Source organism: Mesorhizobium sp. M0571 (assembly GCF_040320985.1).
Lineage (GTDB): Bacteria > Pseudomonadota > Alphaproteobacteria > Rhizobiales > Rhizobiaceae > Mesorhizobium.
Map to the genome: position 1 here is coordinate 215,432 of NZ_JAMYQT010000007.1, position 21,196 is coordinate 236,627.

Annotated in this window: 18 protein-coding genes and 1 pseudogene; 3 read left to right on the top strand and 16 right to left on the bottom strand. The window is 61.4% G+C overall.

What is annotated here, in order from left to right; genetic code table 11:
* Positions 1-25: 25 nt before the first annotated feature.
* The 4 genes from NKI85_RS11730 to NKI85_RS11745 are packed head-to-tail and all read right to left on the bottom strand — an operon-like array spanning position 26 to position 5,534.
* The gene (locus NKI85_RS11730) at positions 26-1,717 is read right to left on the bottom strand and encodes a hydantoinase B/oxoprolinase family protein (RefSeq protein ID WP_352530130.1); all 1,692 of its coding nucleotides are present in this window, start codon (positions 1,715-1,717) and stop codon (positions 26-28) included.
* Positions 1,714-3,792, bottom strand: a complete 2,079-nt coding sequence (locus tag NKI85_RS11735; protein WP_352530128.1) for a hydantoinase/oxoprolinase family protein — start codon at positions 3,790-3,792, stop codon at positions 1,714-1,716. Before NKI85_RS11735 ends, NKI85_RS11730 begins: the two co-directional genes overlap by 4 nt.
* 44 nt (positions 3,793-3,836) lie before the next feature.
* Positions 3,837-3,986 (bottom strand): tautomerase family protein, encoded by a 150-nt coding sequence (locus NKI85_RS11740; RefSeq protein WP_352530126.1) that lies wholly within the window; start codon positions 3,984-3,986, stop codon positions 3,837-3,839.
* Between the two features lie 15 nt (positions 3,987-4,001).
* Positions 4,002-5,534 carry a UxaA family hydrolase gene (locus tag NKI85_RS11745; protein ID WP_352530124.1) on the bottom strand — a complete coding sequence of 511 codons (1,533 nt, stop codon included), beginning with the start codon at positions 5,532-5,534 and terminating at the stop codon, positions 4,002-4,004.
* A 202-nt stretch (positions 5,535-5,736) separates the two neighbouring features.
* Here NKI85_RS11745 and NKI85_RS11750 point away from each other — a divergent pair, with 202 nt between their 5' ends.
* Positions 5,737-6,438 (top strand): GntR family transcriptional regulator, encoded by a 702-nt coding sequence (locus tag NKI85_RS11750; protein WP_352530122.1) that lies wholly within the window; start codon positions 5,737-5,739, stop codon positions 6,436-6,438.
* 42 nt (positions 6,439-6,480) lie between these two features.
* On the opposite strand, the gene NKI85_RS11755 is transcribed toward NKI85_RS11750, so the two are convergent.
* The 5 genes from NKI85_RS11755 to dctP form a co-directional block, all read right to left on the bottom strand.
* Positions 6,481-7,464: a hypothetical protein gene (locus NKI85_RS11755; RefSeq protein ID WP_352776758.1), complete on the bottom strand. Its 984-nt coding sequence runs from the start codon at positions 7,462-7,464 to the stop codon at positions 6,481-6,483.
* Positions 7,465-7,629: 165 nt separating this feature from the next.
* Entirely contained in the window at positions 7,630-9,099 is a 1,470-nt protein-coding gene (gene aldA, locus NKI85_RS11760) for an aldehyde dehydrogenase (protein ID WP_352530118.1), read from the bottom strand.
* Positions 9,100-9,124: 25 nt separating this feature from the next.
* Positions 9,125-10,432, bottom strand: a complete 1,308-nt coding sequence (locus NKI85_RS11765; protein ID WP_352530116.1) for a TRAP transporter large permease — start codon at positions 10,430-10,432, stop codon at positions 9,125-9,127.
* A 9-nt stretch (positions 10,433-10,441) separates the two neighbouring features.
* Positions 10,442-10,921 (bottom strand): TRAP transporter small permease, encoded by a 480-nt coding sequence (locus NKI85_RS11770; protein WP_352530114.1) that lies wholly within the window; start codon positions 10,919-10,921, stop codon positions 10,442-10,444.
* A 9-nt stretch (positions 10,922-10,930) separates the two neighbouring features.
* Positions 10,931-11,956 carry a TRAP transporter substrate-binding protein DctP gene (dctP, locus tag NKI85_RS11775; protein WP_352530112.1) on the bottom strand — a complete coding sequence of 342 codons (1,026 nt, stop codon included), beginning with the start codon at positions 11,954-11,956 and terminating at the stop codon, positions 10,931-10,933.
* Between the two features lie 173 nt (positions 11,957-12,129).
* On the opposite strand from dctP, the gene NKI85_RS11780 reads away from it, so the two are divergent.
* On the top strand, positions 12,130-13,122 hold the full coding sequence (locus tag NKI85_RS11780; RefSeq protein ID WP_352530110.1) for a dihydrodipicolinate synthase family protein: 993 nt from the start codon (positions 12,130-12,132) through the stop codon (positions 13,120-13,122).
* Between the two features lie 494 nt (positions 13,123-13,616).
* Here NKI85_RS11780 and NKI85_RS11785 read toward each other — a convergent pair whose 3' ends face one another.
* From NKI85_RS11785 to NKI85_RS11815, 7 genes and pseudogenes are all read right to left on the bottom strand, one after another.
* Positions 13,617-14,672 carry a lipocalin-like domain-containing protein gene (locus NKI85_RS11785; protein ID WP_352776759.1) on the bottom strand — a complete coding sequence of 352 codons (1,056 nt, stop codon included), beginning with the start codon at positions 14,670-14,672 and terminating at the stop codon, positions 13,617-13,619.
* Positions 14,662-17,070, bottom strand: coding sequence for an ABC transporter permease (locus tag NKI85_RS11790; RefSeq protein WP_352530159.1), 2,409 nt, complete (start codon positions 17,068-17,070; stop codon positions 14,662-14,664). The genes NKI85_RS11785 and NKI85_RS11790 overlap by 11 nt, the downstream gene beginning before the upstream one ends.
* Complete coding sequence (locus NKI85_RS11795; RefSeq protein ID WP_352530106.1) at positions 17,070-17,726, bottom strand: ABC transporter ATP-binding protein; 657 nt, start codon at positions 17,724-17,726, stop codon at positions 17,070-17,072. Before NKI85_RS11795 ends, NKI85_RS11790 begins: the two co-directional genes overlap by 1 nt.
* Positions 17,727-18,098: 372 nt before the next feature.
* Positions 18,099-18,284, bottom strand: a complete 186-nt coding sequence (locus NKI85_RS11800; protein WP_023676578.1) for a DUF3606 domain-containing protein — start codon at positions 18,282-18,284, stop codon at positions 18,099-18,101.
* Between the two features lie 50 nt (positions 18,285-18,334).
* Positions 18,335-18,709 (bottom strand): DUF1488 family protein, encoded by a 375-nt coding sequence (locus NKI85_RS11805; RefSeq protein WP_352530104.1) that lies wholly within the window; start codon positions 18,707-18,709, stop codon positions 18,335-18,337.
* 272 nt (positions 18,710-18,981) lie between these two features.
* Positions 18,982-19,197: a hypothetical protein gene (locus NKI85_RS11810; protein WP_352530102.1), complete on the bottom strand. Its 216-nt coding sequence runs from the start codon at positions 19,195-19,197 to the stop codon at positions 18,982-18,984.
* A 723-nt stretch (positions 19,198-19,920) separates the two neighbouring features.
* A pseudogene (locus tag NKI85_RS11815) lies at positions 19,921-20,304 on the bottom strand (NADH-quinone oxidoreductase subunit D-related protein); the annotation flags it as partial.
* Between the two features lie 429 nt (positions 20,305-20,733).
* On the opposite strand from NKI85_RS11815, the gene NKI85_RS11820 reads away from it, so the two are divergent.
* Positions 20,734-21,196, top strand: a 463-nt coding sequence (locus NKI85_RS11820; RefSeq protein WP_352776761.1) for a protein-L-isoaspartate O-methyltransferase family protein, incomplete at its 3' end; no start/stop codon positions are given.

The window sequence follows — 21,196 nt, forward strand, 5'->3', positions numbered from 1 at the left end:
TGGCCGCATTGTTGATTTTGAACGTTCAGCTTGAAATGTCGGTGTCGCCTGTTTTTGGCTTTGGCTGAAAGCGATAGTCAGCGACGGCCTGCGCAAGCGAAGTCTTGCCATTGAGCAGATCAGCTGCGATCGACTCTGGATCGCGCTTTGCCGGATCGCCCCAACCACCGCCGCCAGCCTGCTCGTGGCGGATCACGGTGTCCTTGCCGATCTCCAGCGTCACCTTCGCCGGCAGCACGCGCCATTCGCCGTCTTGCTTCAGCAGATTCCTCGAGCTCGCCGCCGCCTGGCCTCCGAACAGCCCGTAGGGCGGATGCTCGTGGCGATCGGCACGCAATTGAAGGATCGCATTGTCGGCCAGTATCCGGTACTGCCGTATTAGCCCGAGCCCACCACGATACTGACCGGCGCCGCCGGAATCCTCCCGTAGCGAATATTCCTCCATGATGATCGGATAGCGTGCCTCGATTGTCTCTATGGGCAGATTAGACATGTTCTGGCTGGGATTGGTGATCCCTTCGATGCCGTCCTTGTCGGATCGCCCGCCCCAGGCGCCGTTGATCATATCAACGAAGACGAACGGCTTTCGTTCGGGCCCGTGATAGCCGCCGATGGCGACCACCGTGTTGCCGCCCTCGCCCGCCGCCATCAGCCGTTGCGGCGCAATCTGCGCCAGCGCGCCCATTACCGTATCGACGACGCGGTAGCCGGTCAGCGCCCGCGCCGCCACTGGTGCTGGCATTCTTGGATTGAGGATCGAGCCCTCCGGTGCGGTCACCGTGATGCACCGGTAGACACCGGCATTGTTAGGCACGTCCTGGTCGAGCGCGCAACGTATGGTCAGGTAAGTTGAGGATTTCACGAAGGAGAGCGTCGCATTGATCGCGCCTTTCACCTGGGGTGACGAGCCGGCAAAGTCGACCCAGAGATGGTCGCCCCTTACCGTGATTTTACAGGCGATCGGGATTGGCGCTGGTGAGAAACCATCGCCGTCGATGTAGTCCGTAAATGTGTAATCCCCGTCCGGCCAGCCGGCGATCGCCTTTCGCGTCAGCTCCTCGCCGTAGTCGATCAGGCGATCGAAATAGGCTTCCAGTTCGTCGCCATACCGCTCGAAGAGCCGCAGCATCTCCCATTCGCCGATGTTGCAGGTGGCGTATTGCGCATCGAGGTCGCCGAGCACTAGGTCAGGCAGCCGCACATTCTTCTCGATGATCTTGAACAGCGTCTTGTTGGCGACGCCGCGATCGTAGAGCTTCATTGGCGCAATGCGGAGGCCCTCCTGGAATATCTCTGTCGAGTCGGAGGCATTCGACCCCGGCACGCGCCCGCCTACATCGCAGTGGTGGGCGATAACCACGGAGAAACCGAGCAGCCGCTCCCCTGAAAAGATCGGCTTGAACATGAAGATGTCGGGAAGGTGCATGCCGCCGTCATAGGGGTCGTTGAGAACGATCACATCGCCTGGGAACATGTCATCGCGGAAGCGCTCGATGATCACGTCCATCGCGTCAGGCACGGCACCCAGGTGCAGTGCTACGGTCTTGGCCTGGCTGAGGATGCGGCCTCGGGCGTCGCAGATTGTCACGGAGTAATCGAGCACGTCGCGCACGATCGGCGAGCGCGCCGTGCGCATGATCGCATAGGCCATGTCGTCGACAATAGTGTCGAGACCCGACTTGATGACGGCGAAGGTGATGGGATCGATCGCGCTCACGAAGTGGCCTCCAGCGTCGCAACAAGACTGCCGGTCGCGCTTGGCTCGACCCGCACCCCTGGCGGAATTACCATGGTCGTGTCCGCGCCCTCGATGATCACCGGTCCGGCGAGCGCCGCTATCACCGCCTCCCGCCGTACGATGGGTGTGTCGATCGCAGCGTCGCGACCGAAATGCACCATGCGCCTTTCCATGCCGACGCCGACTACTGACCGCGCGGCTTTGAGCACGGTGAAATCGAGCGGCTCGGAGACACGACCGTGAGCGTGCAGCCTCAACGCCACCGCCTCCACAGCATCGATCGGCGTATAGCCATAGGTGTCGCGGTAGGCCGTGATGAACGCGGATCGCAGCGACGCGGCATCGAAGGCACTGGAGAACGGTATCGATAGCGACGCGTCCTGCCCCTCAAGCCGCAAATCGATTTCCTCGGTGAAGTCGATGCTCCCCGCCGCATAGCCTTGCGCGACCAACGCAGCGGTCGCGGCAAGACGCATCTCCTGCCTGAGCGCCGCAACCAACACCGGGTCCAGCAGGTCGAGCCGTGCCTGCGCCGAACGCAACTCGTGATGTTCGACGCTGCCAGCCAGCATGCCCATCGCCGTGAACACGCCAGCCGCTGGCGGGAACACCACGCGTGCAATGCCGAGTGTCCTTGCCAGGTCGCAGGCATGAACGGGCCCAGAGCCGCCGAAGGCCAGCAGTGTCAGCTCGCGCGGATCGAGGCCCCGCTCGACGGTGACGGCGCGGATGGCGCGAACCATATTGGCGTTGGCGATCTCGCGGATGCCATAGGCTGCGGCCTCAGTGTAGAGGCCAAGTGGGGTACCGAGATTCTTGCCGATCACAGCCCGCGCCGCCTCGACGTCAAGCTTCAGGGAGCCGCCTGCCAGCCGGGGCGGCAAATAACCGAGCACGACATTGGCGTCGGTGACCGTCGGCCGCGAGCCGCCCAACCCGTAACAAACAGGACCGGGGGCGGCGCCCGCCGAAAGCGGCCCGACGGTCAGCAGGCCCGCGGCGTCGATCGCGGCGATCGAGCCGGCTCCATTGCCAACCTCGGCCACATCCACTGTCGGGACCCGCATCATATAGCCGCCAGCCTTGATGAAGCGCGAAGGCACCGACATGCCGCCGCGAAATTCATATTCATGCGTGCGGCTCAGCACGCCGCGATGGACAAGTGCGGCTGAAGCGGTCGTCCCGCCCATGTCGAAAGCGACGACGTTTGGCTCGCCCAGGACGGCGGCAAGGCGTTCGGCGCCCACGGCTCCGGAAGACCGGCCGGACGAGATGAAAAACACGGGATTCCGTTGTGCAGTGACGGAGACAGAGAGCCCGCCATTGGAATTGCCGATCAGCAGCGGAGCCGTCACACCGGCCGCGCGCAATTTGCTTTCGAGACGATCGAGATAGCCGCGCAGCGCGGGCAGCACATAGGCGTTGACGACCGTGGTCGACGTCCGCTCGTATTCGCCGGCTTCCGGCAGAACATCTACAGACGCCGTTACGGCAATCTGCCGAAATGCCTGCGAGAAGACGCGCGCCGCGATGCGTTCGTTCTCGGGGTTCTTGTAGGAATTGAGAAAGCAGATAGCGACGGATTCGATGCCTTCGGCTTGGAAGAAGGCACCGGCCGCCAGCACGCCATCGGGGTCCACCGGGATGTTGATGGTGCCGTCGGCGAGCGTGCGTTCCGCCACCTCCAGCCGATAACGCCTGGCAACCAGTGGCTCCGGCTTGTCCCAGGTCAGGTCAAACATACCGGGCGTGCGCAGCCGCCCGATCTCCAGAACGTCGCGAAAGCCCCTGGTGGTGATCAGGCCGGTGCGGGCGCCAAGCTTTTGCAACAGCGTGTTTGAACCGACCGTGGTGCCGTGCAGCACCTCGGTGAGTGCCGAAGGTGGCATGCCGGACGCAGCCAGCACTTCGGCCATGCCTGATATCACCGCGTCCTCGGGTGCCGAAGGCGTCGAACTGACCTTGGCGGAGAACGTCAGACCATCGGTTCTGAGCAACACCAGATCGGTGAAGGTGCCACCGATATCGACGCTGAGCCGTCCCGTCAGGGGCATCGATATGCTATTTGTCGGAAGCAAGCTTGCCGCCCACCGCCCAGTCATGCTTCTTGATATCCTCGAACACGATATCGATGACGTCGGGCGGGCATTTTCAGGATGCGAGCCGCCTCAGGCGTCACCACCTCGACCAACTCGCGCTTCTGGTCGACGCTGCGTCCCTTGAGCAGCTTGACGTTGATTGTCGGCATGATTCTTCCTTTGATCTATAGCCATGCGTTGACGTGCCAGGGCGCGAACTCATCGTCGCCATAGCCGAGCAGTTCGCTCTTGGTTGCCTTGCCCGACGCAGTGGCGATCATCTCGCGGAAAATCTCCTCGCCCATCTCGTCGATGGACCTGTCGCCGTCGAGGATCGTGCCGCAATTGATGTCCATGTCCTCTTCCATGCGTGCGTACATCTCGGAATTGGTTGCAAGCTTGATCGAGGGCGCCGGCCGGCAACCAAAGCACGAACCCCGCCCGGTGGTGAAGGCGATGAGATTGGCGCCGCTCGCCACCTGGCCGGTCGCCGACATCGGGTCGAAGCCGGGCGAGTCCATGAACACCAGCCCGCGCTTGTCGATCGGCTGCCCATAGCCATAGACCTCGACCAGGTTGGTGGTGCCGCCCTTGGCCACCGCGCCCAGCGACTTCTCGAGTATGGTCGTCAGCCCACCCGCCTTGTTACCGGGCGAAGGATTGTTGTCGAAGCCCTGCGGCTCGTTGCTGGTGTAATCGTCCCACCATTCGAGGAGGCCGATCAGTCTCTCGCCAACTTCGTTGCTGACGGCGCGTTCGAGCAACAGGTTCTCGGCGCCGTAGATTTCCGGCGTCTCGGCCAGGATCGCCGTGCCGCCGCAGGCGACGAGGCGATCGACAGCCGCACCCAGCGCCGGATTGGCGGAAATCCCCGAAAAACTGTCCGACCCGCCGCATTGCAGCCCAACCATGATTTCGCTTGCCGGAATCTTCTGCCGCTGTTTCGTCGCCGCCTTTTCCAGCATCACCTCGACCATTTCGATGCCACGCGCGATGCTGGAGCGTGTGCCGCCGGTTTCCTGCATCACCAGCTTGGCCAGCTCGTCGCCGAGTTCGAGCTCTTCCTCGTCCATCAGTTGATCGATCTGGTTATCCTCGCAGCCAAGTCCGACGAGCAGCACGCCGGAGAAGTTGGGGTGCTGCGCGTAGCCGGCCAGGGTCCGGCGCAACATTTTCATCGACATAGAACCATCGGCAACGCTGCAGCCGGACTTGTGCGTCAGCGCCACTACGCCGTCGACGCCGGGATAGGGCAACAGCTGCCTCGGATCGCGAAAATGATCCGCGATCATTCGTGCAACCAGCGCCGAGCAGTTCACCGAGGTCAGCACCCCCACATAATTACGCGTGCCTACCTTGCCGTCGGGGCGCAAGTAGCCGTCGAAGGTTGGAATATCCCAGGGCGCCCGGAACGGCGCGTTCGACAGCCGCGTTCCGATCGCATGTCCGGCCATCGACACTTCGAAACCCATGTTGTGGAGATGGACATGCGAGCCGGCGGCAACCGCGCTGATAACAAGGCCGATTGGCTGGCCTAGACGATGGATGACTTCACCATTTCCCAGCGGCCGAAGCGCGACCTTGTGGCCGAATGGAATGTCGCCAGCGGCCTGCACGTTGAATGGCGCCAGTGCCTCGCCGGCAACGATGTCGCGCAGTGCAATCGCTACTTCGTCGCCCGGCTTGAGCTGCAGCACCGCATTTTTCACTTCGGCCATCCACGAACTCCTGTCGGTGGCAATCAAACACAGTGTTGCTTAATTGTCAGCAATCAGCAAACGTAATTTTTGGCCATTCCCCGAGGGCATCGCGTGATGACGTCTGTGAGCGCTAATGGGGATCGTTAATTGTCAGCAATGCTTGTTGCGCTGCCACAAGCGCCGGAATATGTAGGTTGCACCCGTGGCCATGAGTCGGTTGATGACAAAACTTACAAGTCTCAAGTCAGAAAAGCGGCTGCTCGACCGCAGAGCTGCGGATCAGATACGCTCGCATATATTGGAAGGCGTGCTTCCAGCCGGCGAACGTCTGCTGGAAACGCAGCTTTCCGAGGAGCTCGAGGTCAGTCGCGGAACCGTCCGTTCGGCGCTGGCACAGCTGGCCAATGAGGGGCTTGTCCAGCAAGTGGCCTTCACCCGGTGGGAAGTTTCCGGCACCTCGACTGTCGACGCCTGGGAGATCTACACGCTGCGTGGCGCGCTTGAAGGGCTGGGCGCGCGACTTGCCGCGGCCAACGTCACCGAGCCTGATGGCTCGCGCCTGCGCGGCATCGCCGACGATCTGCTGCATGCTATCCGCGAAGGCCGCTTCCAGGATGCGACGAGCATCGATTTCAATCTCCATGCGGCGATCATTGAACTCGCCCGGCATGAGCGCCTGGCCGAACAGCATCGCTTCATCGTCCAGCAGGTGCGGTTTCATATGGTGCAGTCAGGCTTTCTGCCCAACGACTATGAGGAACTGATTGCCGAACACAAGGCGCTGATCGAGGCGGTGATCGCACGTGACGCCGATCGGGCCGAAAAGCTCGCGCGCAATCACAACGACGCCGAGGTCAAGCTTCTGGCAAAGTTGCTGAAGCAGGGCGGAAGCGTCAAGCCCATTCGGGAAAAGGTGTCTTGAACGTCGTGGTGCCGCTAGCACCAGCGGCTCCATGAAAGCCGGCTAACCAGCCATCCCAAGGGCCGCGCGCAGATTGTTGCTCAGTATGGTCGTTTCTCCCGCAAAGCCGCACAGAGCGGCGCGAATCAAGCTCAGATCGATCTCGGCGCTGTGCTCGCGGGAATAACCGCCGAGTGCCCCCGTGTCGCCGGGATAGCGTCCGTCGGGGTGCTGGTAGAGGTCCATTCCGGCGATCACGATGCGCTCGGGGTCGAGCGCGGCGGCAACGGCAATCATCAGCGCGCCGTTGGTCGGGATCACTGGCCCGGAAAGGTCCGCCAGCGACGGATCAAAAGCGTCAAGGAAAACATAGCCGGCTGATGGCGGGCGCATCGCCATTGTATGACGCAATAAGATTGGCCGGCCCACAGCTGCCGTCGGAAACACGATCACGGGCCGACGCCCGAAGCCAGGAGGGTCAAGGTCTGAGGTGAAGACGATGTCTGGCGCTGTCAGCCAGCCGCGCCGGCGCCAGTTCCAGTTGACCCGAAACAGTGTGGCGTCGCCAACATCCGCCAATCTCGGGTCTTCCGACGACGGCCCGTTACCCAGGCAGATGATGGTGCGTGGGTTGCCGAGCCGCGCCTTGAGGTACGCCAGCGAGGCGAGGCGATGGCCGCCGAACAGGTCGATCAGGAACGTGCCGTTGAAGGGCGGCTTCTTCGGCAAGTCGAGCGACGGCAGCAATGTTGTCAGCGAGTCAGACGTGATGGGTTTGCTGCTGTCGATAAAAGCCACTGTCCCGATCGCTCGGGCCAGCGCGGCTGGGCCGATAACCAGAACCGCATCCAGCCGCCTCCGCCAACGCTTCGTGCTTGCCGAATATGGCGAGGCGAGCACGAGCTCATGCGGGTAGCGCCGGCGCAATTCGGCAACTTCCCCAGACCCCGCTGCCAGCACGAGCTGGTAGGTGGGACGCTGCCTGAGAGCTGTGTCGATTGTCTTGTAAAGTCGACCGATCTCATCTGGCGTGCCGGCCAGCACCACCGTTGAGTGGCCTTGCGGCAGCAGCAGCCCGAACCGCTGCAATTCCTCAGTAAAACTCATCGCACTGCCCGCGCCATTTCGGCCAGATTTACGGTTCTGCCGGCAAAGGCGCAATGCCTTGCCGGCAGAACCGTGCCTCAATGCATGGCGGGTGCCCTAGAGATCTCAGGCGTAGTTGATGTAGATGGTCTTCTTCTGGAAATAGGCGTCGAGCCCGTACTTGCCGTCCTCGCCACCAATGCCGCTGTCGCGGATGCCGGCGTGATGGGCATGAACGGCATCGCCGCCTGGGCGATTTACGTAGATCTCGCCGAACTTCAGCTCGCGCACCAGCCGCATCACCCGCCGCATATCCTTGGTGAAGACATAGGCCGACAGGCCGTAGTTCGATTCATTGGCAAGCCGCAGGCCTTCGTCGAAATCGCCGACGGTCATCACCGGCACGACTGGACCGAACACTTCGTCCTGCATGATACGCATCTGGTTGTCGGTGACGGTCATCACCGTCGGCTCATACCAATAGCCACACGCGAACTCGCCCTCGGTCAGACGGCGCCCGCCTGTTAGCACTTCGGCCCCGGCCCCGCGCGCCGCCTCGACCATGCGATCGACCTTGTCGAGCTCCATCCCACTGAACTTCGGACCGATGTCGACCATGGTTGTCGGGTCGCCGACCTTCAATGCCTTCACCGCACGGGTGAACTTTTCCAGGAACTCATCAGCGACACGCCGATGCACATACATGCGTTCGTTGCAGATGCAGATCTGGCCGCAATTCTCGAAACGCGACAGCACCGCTGCACGCACCGCGGCGCCTATGTCGGCATCCTCGGCCACCACGAAGGGCGCCTTGCCACCGAGTTCGAGCCGCAGCAGCTTCAGGCCCTCGGCGGCGGCGCGAAAGATCTCCTTGCCGGCGCGCACGCTGCCGGTAAGCGTGATGAGACGCGGGATGGGATGGCGCACCAATGCCGCGCCAATGCCCTCGCCGGTGCCGCTTACCACGTTGATGACGCCGGGTGGGAAGTCGAGCTGGGAGGAGAGCTGCGCGATCTCCAGCGCCGAGATCGGTGTGCCTTCATGCGACTTGATGACAATGGTGTTTCCCGCTACCAGCGCAGGCCCCATCTTGCGGCACATCAGTGCGGCCGGATAGTTCCAAGCGGTCAGGCCGATCACAACCCCATGGGCGACGCGCTGGATCCAGATCTGTTCGTCGGGCATGTCAGAGGGGATGATGTCGCCGGTGATGCGGCGCGCCTCCTCGGCGGCATAGGTGAGATAAAGCGCGGCACCCTCAATCTCGCCGCGCGCTTCCTGGATGGGCTTGCCCTGCTCGGCAACGACGATGCGTGCGAGGCGTTCCCGGTTCTCGAGGATCAGCCGCGCCAGATCCTTGAGCAACTGGCCACGCGCCGCCGGCGGCAACGCCTCCCATCCTGGCTGGGCAGCCCGGGCCGCGACGAGCGCCCGGTCCGCATCGTCCTCTCCGCCCTTCGGTACGGAGGCGATCACCGCCTGCGTCGCCGGGTTCTCGACGGCGATCCATTCCTTGACGGTGGAATCCACCCATTCGCCATTGATGTAGTGGCGATAGCGGTCGGTGCCCTTCACCAATTCCTTCATAGCCGGCATAGCGAAAATCCTGTGTTGAACGTCATCAATGAAATGTTCCCTGAGGGACATAGCCGGCGGCAATCGGCAACCAGAGCGTGATCTGCGGCACGAAAACCAGCACGAAGAGGGCAACAATCAGCATAAAAAGCAGCCCCCACACTTCTCCGAGAATCACAGCGACCTTGATGCCGGTAATGCCCGAAATCAGGAACACCAGTTGTCCCATAGGTGGCGTAATCAACCCGATCATCATGTTCACGGTCGAGACGACACCGAAATAGACCGGATCAATGCCGAGTTCGCGCACCGTCGGCATCAAGATCGGGATGACGATCAGCAGCATCAGCAGCGTGTCGAGCAATGCCCCAAGGATGAGGAACAAAATCGTCACCAACAGCATGAACATTGGAGCGCTGAGGTCCAGCGACGCAATCCAGACGCCCAGTTGCTCCGGTATCTGCTCCGCGGCGACAATGTAGTTCATCAACACCGCGCCAGCGATGGTGATTGCGACGATCGCAGTCGATCGCGAGGATTCCATCAAGACGTTGAACAGGACCCTCGGAGACAGGGTGCGGTACCAGAACAGTGCCAGCAGCAGCGCGCAGAATGCGGCCACAGCCGCCGCTTCGGTAGGGGTCACGGCGCCCGAATAGATGCCGCCGAGCAAGATCACCGGCAACAGCAAAGTCGGCGCGGCATCGCGTGTCACGGCGACGGCTTCCTCCCGGTTCGGCTTCGGTTGTGTGGGAAAATTCTGCAGCCGCGCCTGCACGGCCACCACCGCCATCATCACCAGAGCCAGAAAGATGCCGGGGCCGACCCCTCCCATGAAAAGGTAGCCGATGGAGGTGTTGGAAACGACGCCGTAGAGCACCATGGGGATGGAGGGCGGGATGATCGGCCCGAGGATCGAGGATGCCGCAGTCAGTGCTGCGGCAAAGCCGGGGCGGTAGCCGGCCTTGATCATCATGTCGATCGATATCTTGCCAGGCCCGGCGGCATCCGCCAGCGCGCTGCCGCTCATGCCGGCAAAGATCACGCTCGCGACGATGTTGACGTGGGCCAGTCCGCCGCGAAACCGGCCGACGAGCAGGTTGGCAAAGCCGAACATCTTATCAGTCATTTTGCCGGCGTTCATCAGTTCGGCAGCGAAGATGAACAAGGGCACCGCCAGCATGACAAAATTGCCATAGATGCCGTTGAGGCTCTGGCTAGCCACCAATCCCATGTCGCGGCCGGTGATGACGAAGTAGACAATGCCGGAGGCCAGCATAGCGTGCCCGAGAGGCATACCGACGAACATCCAGACAAAGAACAGAACGAACATCACCTCGACGGCGAATGACATGAAAAATTCCTAGATATGCTGTTCCCAACCGGGCCGTAGCAATTGCCAAAGACGCCGAAGCGCGCTGACGACCGCGGCAATGAGAAAGATCGGGAAACTTCCAAAAACGAACTGCATGGGCAGATGCAGCAAGGTCGAGTGACGGATGCGAAGAAACAGGATGTATTCGACGGTGCCCGGCAAGGCGGCAAGAAACACCAGCGCCAGCGACAGCGTCACGAACATTGCCAGCACGCGGCGGGACCGAGGCGGAAACAGGCCGTAAACGACATCGAAGACGATATGTTGCCGCTCTCTGATCAGGATATCGCTCGTCCAGAAAACGATCCAGACATAGGCAACGACGCAAAGTTCGTTCGTCCATGAGATCGGGGAATTGAAGACGTAGCGGGCGACGATGCCGATTACGAAGCCGGCGAACATCACGGCAAAGGCCACGACGCTCACCGACTCCGCCAATCGCTTCCAGTAGACACCCAAGGTCTGCATCAGCAGATCTTATGCGGCGCCGATACGGTCGAGCATTCCCTTCTGCCAATTCTTGGAGAAGTCCGAATTGATGAAGGCGTCGAGCACATGCTTGCGGAAGGCAGCGACATCAGGCGTCGTCACCGTGTTTCCATGCGCCTCGAAGAATGCCTTGCCGTCGTTCTCGGTGGCAATCACCCCGTCGTCGTTCACCTTCTTGGCCGCATCCTCGGCGGCGATGACTGCCTTCTGTTCGTCGGCGCTTAGACCGGCCCAGAAAGCCGCTGGCATGGTGAAGAAGACGTTTGCCACCTGGTGGCCCGTGAGCACGACCTGCTTTGTCACTTCGTAGAATTTGGAAGCAATTGCATCTGGCAGGGGATTTTCCAACCCATCGATCGTTCCGGTCTGCATGGCAAGGTAGACCTCCTCGAATGCCAGCGGGGTTGCACTGGCACCCAGCGCGTTGCCAAGGAACTGCCAGGCATCGGAGCCAGGCATTCTGAGCTTGACACCCTTGAGGTCGGCGGGAACGTTGACGGTACGTGGAGCGCGCAGCATTACGTGACGAGTGCCGAGATATTGGCTCTTCACGATCTGCAGTTTGAGATCACTTGCCACCTTTTCCTTGAATTCCTTACCAATGTCGCCGTCATAGACGGAGTCTAGGTGCTTGGCGTCGCGGAAAAGATATCCGGTGGTGAAGATTGAGTATTCCGGAATCAATTCAGCGATATCGGAGGGCGAAGTTAGCGCCACTTCGAGGTTGCCCCGTTGCATTGCTTCGATTTCGGTACCCTGCGCGAACAGCGTGCCGTTGTAGTGAAGCTGCACATCGAAAGCGCCGGGCATCGACTTGTCGAGCTCCGCCTTGAACGCCTGCAGGCCCTTCGACTGCCATTCAGTATCGGGACCGGGCGTGGAAGCACGTATGACCTTGCCCGCCGCAAAAGCGAGGCGCGATACGAAGGGCGCCGCCAGGACGCCCAGGGTGCCGGCAACAAATGTCCGTCGGCCAACGGCTCGATTAAGAAATGAAGGCTCTAGCTTGCTCATGTTCTTCCCCTCCTGCGTCGCTGTTGGGCGCCTTGGGCGGCGGCGCGCGACCTGACAGGCAGATGTTTTCATTGTCGTCACAAACCGTCAAGCTGAATGTTGACAATAGGCAATCAATCATCATTTGTTGCAAGGCTAGGAGCATGCTCTCAACGAAGCGAGTGACCGCAGTTATGAACACCCAAGCACCGGCTCTGGCGAAGACCGATTGCTTCATGGTCGCAGCGGCGACGCCGTTGACTGTGGATCTCAAGCCCGATATCCGGCTACTCAACGCGCACCTTGCCATGCTGTTCGGCGCCGGCTGCGATGGCGTTGCGCTTTTCGGCACGACCGGCGAAGGCACGGAGTTCTCCGCCGAAGACCGGATGGACGGACTTGACGGAGTGATCGCGGCTGGCGTGGCGCCATCCCGCCTCATTGTCTCAGTCGGCGCGCTGGCCATTCCGGACGTCGTGCGGCTGGCAAATCATGCGCTCGACCGCGAGGTCGACAGCCTCCTGCTGATGCCGCCCTGCGTCTATCGCGGCGGCATTACCGAGGACGGCACCTTCCGCTTCTACGCGACCATCATCGACCGCGTCGCGCGGTCGGACCTGAAGCTCTGTCTCTATCATTTTCCAGATATTTGCGGCGTCCCGCTGACGCCACGTGTCATCCGCCGGCTGGAGGAAGCCTACCCAGGTATCATCACCGGCGTGAAGGACAGTGGTGGCGACCTTGATTTCACCGAGGCGCTGATCCGCCGCTTCTCGCATCTTTCGATCTATACAGGCTCGGAAATCCATCTGCCGCAGGCGCTGGCAGCCGGCGCGCGCGGCACGATCTGCGGCCTTGGCAACGCCATGCCGCGGCTGATGCGGGCAATGTTCGACGCGCCGACCGCGTTCGACCGTCGCAAGCTGGTACCAGCGCTGTTGGGCGGTGACTCCATTCTTTCGAGAAAACCGTTCCCGGCCTCGGTGAAGGCAGTGCTCGCGTCGGCCAGTGGCGAACCGGATTGGAACCGAGTTCTCCCGCCAATGTCGGAGATAGCCATGCCCGAAAGAAATTGGCTGCTGCAGGACTTCTTCAGCTGGGAGCAGAACCTGCCGCATACATGGCGGACTTTCCAGCCGAGCGAACCAGAAGTCGGGTCGCAGGTAATCAAGATGCGGCGCGCCTAGGTGGTGCGTAGGTTGACAAAATCGCCGTGAAACGGACGAACCGACGGACCGAACGCAGCCAGTCTGCTGCGGGTCAATTCCGGTGGTGCAGTCGGCCTTATGGGAAGTCGTTCGTGGCGCAAGCCATACCTAGCGAGCTCTGGAATAGTTGTGGTCTTCATTGGGCAGGCGAGCGAAACGCAAAACTGCCCGCAGCAAGCCGGCGCTAAAGCATTGATATTGCTGTCGTCAAAACCTGGGGATTTTTGGAGCTACTCCCCAGCTTCGGAGAATGATGGACATTCAGAGAGCCGTTTGGGGAAGAACGTCGTTTTCGCACTCCCCAGCTTTCGGCCGCACATCCGGCAAACGCTGGGCTTGCGGGAGCCCATGGGCGTATCGGAGAATTGTTTGGACTTTGAGGGTGGTAGAGGGAAGGGCGCTGGAAACTAACCTTCTCCATTTTCGGCAATTCGCCAACCGTCGCGATCTCGCGATTGAGCAGCGTCCTCCAGTCACTCATAGCCTGTCATCTCGAGATAGCCGCGCCCGGCATGGGTGCCCTCAAATCGGATCGGGCCTTCCCAATAGGGAAAGCGTGTGTCCATCCAGGCTTCTGGGTTTAGCGTCCGGATGGTCACATCAACCCCTTTTTCCGGCAATTGCACCCTCCAGCGGATCGGCACGCTACGTCCCGCGACTGCCGCCGTTTCGAGCGGCGTCACCCTTAGCGCGCCGGGGGCCTGCGGCTGCGGCCTGCCGTCGGCCTTGATCCATGTGGCCGATGTAAAGCCCGCGCCTCCGTCGCGCAGGCGAAAGCCCATCATCTTTTCGCCGCTGTCGAAATGCAAGGAGAACCAGTCCCAACCGGTTTGATCCTCAGCCAGCGGCTGCGAGGACCATTCGTGGTCCAACCACGCCTGACCGGTCACCGCAATCACGCCCGCCGGAAGGGTCAGCGTGCCGGTCACGTGGTAGAATGGTTGCGAATAATAATAGCTCGCCTGCCCCTTCTCGGATTTCACCGAATAGCCTTGCACTCCCTGCGGCACCAGAGGGCCTTTGGCGTCCAGCGCCAGTTCGTAGGAAAACGCCTGCCCCGCCGCACGCAGATCGAGCGCCGACAGCGCATCCGCCTCTGGCAGGGCCCGGCCTGCCATCTGCCAGTTGTCAATCCAGGCCGCAAAGGGCGCAGCCGTAACCCCCGCCTGGCCGATGCCGCCCCGTGCCAGCCGTTCGGCCACGAATTGATGAGCTTGCGTCGTCAGCCCGGCATGGCCCATCCAAAGCTGCGGACTGGACCAGCCGGACCGCTCCACCGGGGCCAGGGCGGATCGGAAAAGAGTCCATTGCACGCCATAGTCCGCTCCATCCGCAGCTTGCAGGTTGGCCGTCAAATACCACCATTCGATCCGGTAACCGGGGTGCGGGCCGTGGTCTGCCGGAAAGTTGAATGCAGTCCCCGGCTGCGGCACTGAAAACCCGTCAGCCTCTGTGCCAAGCCCAGCAAAACCCTGGCCAAAGGCAGGTGCGGCCAAGCACAGGTAGATCAGCAATGCTCTAACGCTCATGTGCAAATACCTTCAGCAAATCCGATGGCGAAAGACGCGCCAGCCGCCAGGCAGGCACGACGGCTGCAAGTCCGGCCGCCAGCAACGCGAGCGCCGCCAGCCGCGCCCAGTCACCGGGAAAAAGGTACATCGGCAGACGCCAGCCAAAAGCCTCGACATTCACCACCGCCAGCAGAACAAAGGCGAGCGCAATACCTACAGGCACAGCGGCCAGCATGGTCAAGGCTGCCAACAGCAAGCCGCGCGAAAGCTCCAACCATGCGAGGTGGCGGCGGGTCAGACCCATGGCCCAGACCGGCGCCAGTTGCGGCAGGCGCATCCCCGACAGGGTCATGAGGCTCGCAAACATCGCCAGCCCCGCGACTCCCAGCGTCAGCACATTCAGCGCGGCTGTCACGTTGAATGTGCGCTCAAACACTTCGAGCGAAAAGACCTTGATCCCGGCCTGGTCAATCACGTTCTGCGCGGGCAGCCCGAATTCCGCCCGCAAACCCCTAGCCAGTGCTTCGGCCTTGCCGGGGGCAATCCGAATGGCATAGCGCAGGCGGGAGACGTCAGGGTAGTGCCGGACCAGTGTGTCGATCCCGATGATCACCTGGCCGATCGGGTTGCCATAGTCGGCATAAACGCCGACGATGCTGGCCCGCCAGCCACCGGGCAGCGTGATCTGGTCCCCCAGGCCCAGCCCTTGGCGCCGCGCCAGTTGTTCGTTGATCAGGGCGCCCTCGCCTTTGGCGATCCGGTCCCACACCTCCGGCACTGCAGACAGGATCGGCCAGTTGTCGCGATAGGTGGCATGATCGGCCACGCCGTATATTGCCGCGGGCTGGCCTGCGACTCGGCCCTCAATGCTCCAGATCGGCAGGACGGCGTCGCTGCGCTGAACCAGCCAGTCGTGTATCGCCGTGGCCTCTGCTTCGGTGCGGGCGGTCACGTAAAGTTCTGAGGCGAGACGCTGATCGAGCCAGCCGATGAAGGTCAGCCGAAAGCTCGACACCATCGTGCTGACGCCCACATTGGCAGCCAGCGCAAGCAGCAGTGCCATTAGCGCCAAAGACAGGCCGGGAAGCTGCTGACGCGTGTCGGCCCAAAACCATTCGGCCAGTGGTCCACGCGCCAAGCGGTCGCCAAGGTGCAATATCCCCGTCAGCACGAGCGGCAGCGCCAGTGCCGCCCCCAACAGCAGTACCGCCAGAAGCGCAAAGCCCGCCTCGAGGCCGGATCCGAACTGTGCAATTCCCGCCGCCGCCAACAGGAGCACCATCGCCGTCACGCCTTGCGCGCGCAGTGCCCGCTCCGAAGCCCGCGCCCAGGCTCGAGGCTGGGCCGGTGCAAGCAGTGGCAGGTGCCATAGGCGCCAGAGGCTTTGTGCGGCCGCCACCAGCGTGCCGATTACCGCGATGGCCAGCCCCGCTGCCCACACTGCGGGGCGAATCGACAGCGTTCCCGGCACATCGGCCCCGTAAAGCCCGCGCAGGGTGGCGGCGACGTCGGGCAAAAGGGCCGAGGCGACTACATAGCCAAGTGCCACGCCCACCAGCCCCGCGAGGAGGGCGAAGATCAGCAGCTCGGCGATCAGCAAAAGGACCAGCACGCGGGTCGGCAAGCCCAGTGCGCGCAGCGTGCGAAATACCTGGCGGCGCTGTTCAAAAGCCAGACCGATGGCGGAATGCACGATGAAGAGCCCCACCGCAAAGGCAAGAAAACCGAAAGCCGTCAGGTTCAGGTGAAAACTGTCGGTCAGCCTGGCAAGATCCCCCGTTTCGCTCGGCTCGCGCACGGTCAGGCCGGGAACTGTCACCTTTAGAGGGGGGCGGCCAATCGGTTGGTCCGGCCAGAGCAAAAGACGAGAGATCTTGTCCTTTGCCCCAAGCAGGACCTGCGCCTGCCCGATGTCGGTGAGGACTGTGCCAGGCGGCAAACCCTCGGCCACGCGCACGGGAGGTGTTGCTTGCTCGGTTAGTCGTGCCGCGGTTTCCGGAGCTGCATAGAGCACACCGGGCGCCGTGATGAACGGCAATAGCTCGTCACCCGCCGCAACATCCACCTGCTGCGCCTGCGGCGGCAAAGTCAGTGGGTCAATGCCAAGGACGCGCAACCGCACGTCCCCAAACCGCATTTCACCTTCAATCACCGGCGAAACCAGCCAGCCTGCGCGCCGCAGTCTCACAAACACCTGTTGATCAATCCGGGCCCCGTCCTCACGCACCAGTTGCGCGATCCGGTCCTGCCCAAGGATCGCCGCTGCACGGTCATAGCTCGCCCGCGCCTCACCGTTGATCGCCTGAATCGCTGACCACAGCGCCGTTGCCAACGATAGCCCCAAAAGCAGCATCGCCAGTTGGACAGGTCGCCTGCGCCAGTGAGACAAGAGCGCTGTCAGCCCGGTCCACACCATCACGCCAGCCGGCCCGCGTGCAGGTGAACGCGGGCGTTCAGCCGGTTTGCCAGACGGTTGGAATGGGTGACCATTAACAGGGCGGCACCCGTTTCAGCCACCAGTGACAGCATAAGATCGAGTACAGCGTCCCCTGTTGCCTCATCCAGATTGCCCGTGGGCTCATCAGCCAGAACCAGCCGGGGCCGGGCGGCCAAGGTCCGGCCGATCGCCACCCGCTGTTGCTGGCCGGTCGACAGTTGTTCAGGGTAGCGCGTTAGGACCTTGGCCAGGCCCAGCCGTTCAGCAAGGACCTTCAGCCACACCGGATCAGGACGGCCGGCAAGTCGAGCCTGAAAGGCAAGGTTGGCTGCCACATTAAGCGAAGGGATCAGGTTGAACTGCTGGAACACAAGTCCGACTGTTCGCCGCCGTAGGGCGGCAAGGGCCGTATCGTTCAGCCCCACAATATTGGTACCGCCAAGGTGGATTTCTCCCGCATCGGGGCTGTCGAGCCCTGCAACGAGGTGCAAAAGCGTGCTCTTGCCGCTGCCAGACTCGCCGGTCAGCGCAAGGCTCTTGCCCGCCTCCAGCGAAAGATCGATCCCGTGCAGAACATGCAACGGCCCCTCGCCAGTGGGGTAGAATTTGTCGATCCGGTGCAGCCTCAGCAGCATGTTACTCCCCGGAGGTCCGCGTGCATCTGACACGGCATGCCCGTGAAATAGCGCCAAACAACGACCCCTTTCATACAGCCTCCAAACCCACTGCCTTAATTGGACAATGGTTTTTTTCAGAGGGCTCGCGTTTTGCACCTAACGCGACCTCCACTTGGAATTCGATGTACAATTACGATCTAGAGCGGTTCTCAGCTAGGCGGGATAGGCGTTGACCGTACCGTCGCAACTCACTCTCCAAACGGAACTGGAGCGCTGCCTTCAATTCGTCAGCAGTGCCGATGCCGTTGCTGAAAAGCGCCATGATTATGCCTGCAGCCTGGTCACACTCAGGCGTGCTTGGCTCTATGCCAGCCTCACGGCAATACGCGATCAAACCTTTCGGGCAAAGAGTTCCTCTTCGATCTTTGCGCGGTTGTTTCCATACTTTTTTACCAGCCTGAGGGCATCAGCCCGTTCGAGATGGTGCTTCTTCATGAGGTACCCGACTTCATAGTCTTCACCACCGTCGACCCGTGCTCTGTCTTGCGGACCACGCTTTGACTTGTCGTCTGCCATGACAACCTCCATGGGCGATCGCCTCGCCCAAACGTGTCAAGGATAATCCTCTAATCGACGGGGACAAGGACGTAGTCCCCAACCATGCCGAAACCGCACAACTCCGCGGTCGCAGGGATAAGCCGATCCCTTACGGGGAACGCTTTGCTCGTCCGCCGTTCGAAGCGTCGAGGTCTTCTGGGCTGGTACACGTTCTTGCGGCCGTGGGAGGAAACTTTCCGCGCGACATCACGAATGGAGTCCCGTGATGCATCGAAGGTCGCCAAATAACCCGCTTCGGCTGTGGCTGCTTCCGGTTTTGCGTTCGCGAGCGCTTCAATCTCAATCAAGAACGGCATTTCAAACATGCCATCGTAGCCGAGAAAATGGAGGTATTGTCCGGCCTCGTCGTAGCTGCGGCTTCGGTTCGGAAAAGTCAGCGCCAAGGTTGAACATACCTCAAGCCGTCAAGAACCGCGTAGCGAACGTCTGTTGCAGGCTCGCGGCCTTGCGTCTCTTCGCATTGTGCGCGTTCAGAATTATCATTCTGGTAGTGGCATCTGTTTTGCTGAGCCCAGCCATGGATCGGCTTCCCATATCTGCCGGTGCCCCGGTGAAGACATGATAGATCGTCCATGACCCGTCCGGCTCTGCCGAGGCGTTGAAGATGCGAAGGAACGGAAGCGGCCTACCAAACCCAAGTAGCCCCGCCATTCCCTTACGGCTGGGTAGCGTGGCAACCCCGCATCATCCGGCTAATCAGGTGTTTGTCGGCGTTCTCTTGGCCGGTGAGTTCGCGCACCAGATCCTTGGCGTGCTGAATCCTGTGCGCTTTGGTTACCCGTCCTTCCTCGACCGAAGCCTTGAAGGCGTCGCACAGAATGTCAAAGTCGTGAGAGGAGATAAATCCGTCTGAGCGGCTGTCGTTTTCCATCACATAACTCCCATAGAGCGGGAGTACGATCTACGCTCTCAAGCGCCCGCGCCCGTTCAGTGGCCAGCGACATTAGGACTGTGCGCTTTCGACAACCCATTAGCGAGTCATTATGTGCAGGCCTGTCACCGGCATTGGTGAATCCGTTCGCTGGGAAGGCACAAAAAAACCGCTTTCCAGAGGGGATGTTTGAAAGCGGGTTCGTGGCCACCGGACGCGGCGGGGGCCGCCCGGTATCTATCATACATATGCGCGAAATGTTGGTTCCACGGCTGGGCAGCGTTTGGCTCGCGTCTAGCCTTCCACACTCTGCAAGCCGCGCCGATGGCGCTTGCAAGGACGACGGGAGAACACCATCTAAAGTTGATAGCGAACAAGCTGGAAACGTCGGTTCGAGTCCGGCGGCCCCGACCAATCGGGGTTTCGTCTAGGGTCAGGACGCCACACTTGATAAACGCCGCTCGCTTCCGGTCGAGCGGCGTTTTCGTACTTCTGTAAAAGCGAACGAACGGCCGCCTTGTGAAAGGGCGAGCCGTTCTTTTTCGGGTTCGTCATTCCCTTACGCCTGGGTAGGGTCAACTTGGCCTGCTGCCTGTCCACTGAACCGGCAGCAGGCCAGAGAGACCCACCGGCGGGGCATTTTTTTGTGCGCGACTTCGATAAACCACGGATGATCCTGCGATTGTAGGCCTATCTTCCAGCAGCCGAGATGTGCAACTTGGCTTAACGATCGATCTCTCCGAACACGATGTCGAGCGAACCAATGATCGCGGAGACATCGGCGATCATGTGGCCCCGACACAAGAAATCCATTGCCTGCAGATGGGCGAAGTAGGGTGCGCGGATCTTGCACTGATACGGAACATTGCCTCCATCCGAAACCAGATAAACGCCGAACTCGCCCTTAGGCGCCTCGACAGCGGCATAAACCTCACCGGCGGGCACGTGATGCCCTTCCGTGTAAAGTTTGAAATGATGGATCGTCGCTTCCATCGAACGTTTCATCGTAGCACGCGGCGGCGGCGTGATCTTCTGGTTCGGAATCGCCACCGGCCCCCGGCCTTCCGGTGAACGCAGCTTTTCCAGACATTGCTTCATGATCCGAACCGGCCTCGGCGGAAGCGGAGGCCGGAACGCGCATCCAAACAGCGCCGTAGTGACGGTCCGGAGGCGGCGTAAATGCAACGGAAGCGCCGCGCCGGCTGTGCCGGCGTTCGCCCTCGCCTCGCCTGCAGCGCGAATAGCGCTGCTGGCTCGCCCAGTTTCGGTCATCGTCAATCACCAGATCACGCACGATCAGCACGGGATGGAGCCGGTGAGCGACAGCGCAGGGTTCGGCGTCGTTTTGGCCTTCGGCCTATTGGTGCTCAACTGGCTGGCGATCCGCTATATCGATGTTGTCGCCTGGCTGGCGAGCTTCTGATGCGCACGCCGTTCCACCCCCCGGTGCGAGGAACGGGAGAGCACCAAGGACGGCGACGAAATAGCAGGGCGGTACAACCCGCCCCAAGACTGGTTGAGGAGCGCCCCACCGTCATGAAGCCAATGAACGAAGAGCACCTCGCGGTCCTACGCAGGCACATGGTCGAGATGATTGCAATCCATACCGACCTTGCAAGCGAAGAACTCGGCAAGGCGGCGCTCGATGAGCGGGTGATGGCAGCGATGCGGCGAGTGCCGCGGCATCTCTTCGTGCCAGCCTCGGTTGCACCTTATGCCTACCAGGACATGCCGCTGCCGATCGGCTTCGATAAAACCGTCTCGCAGCCATTCATCGTCGCTCTCATGACCGATCTCCTCGCGCTGCAACCGCACGAGGTAGTGCTCGAGATCGGCACTGGCCTAGGCTATCAAACCGCAATCCTCGCGCAGCTCGCCGGGCAAGTTTGGAGCGTAGAAATCATCGAGGAATTCGCAAGCCGTGCGGAGGCTCTCCTGCAGGAGCTAGGCTTATCCAATGTCGGCATTCGTGTCGGAGACGGGTCTCGCGGCTGGCCCG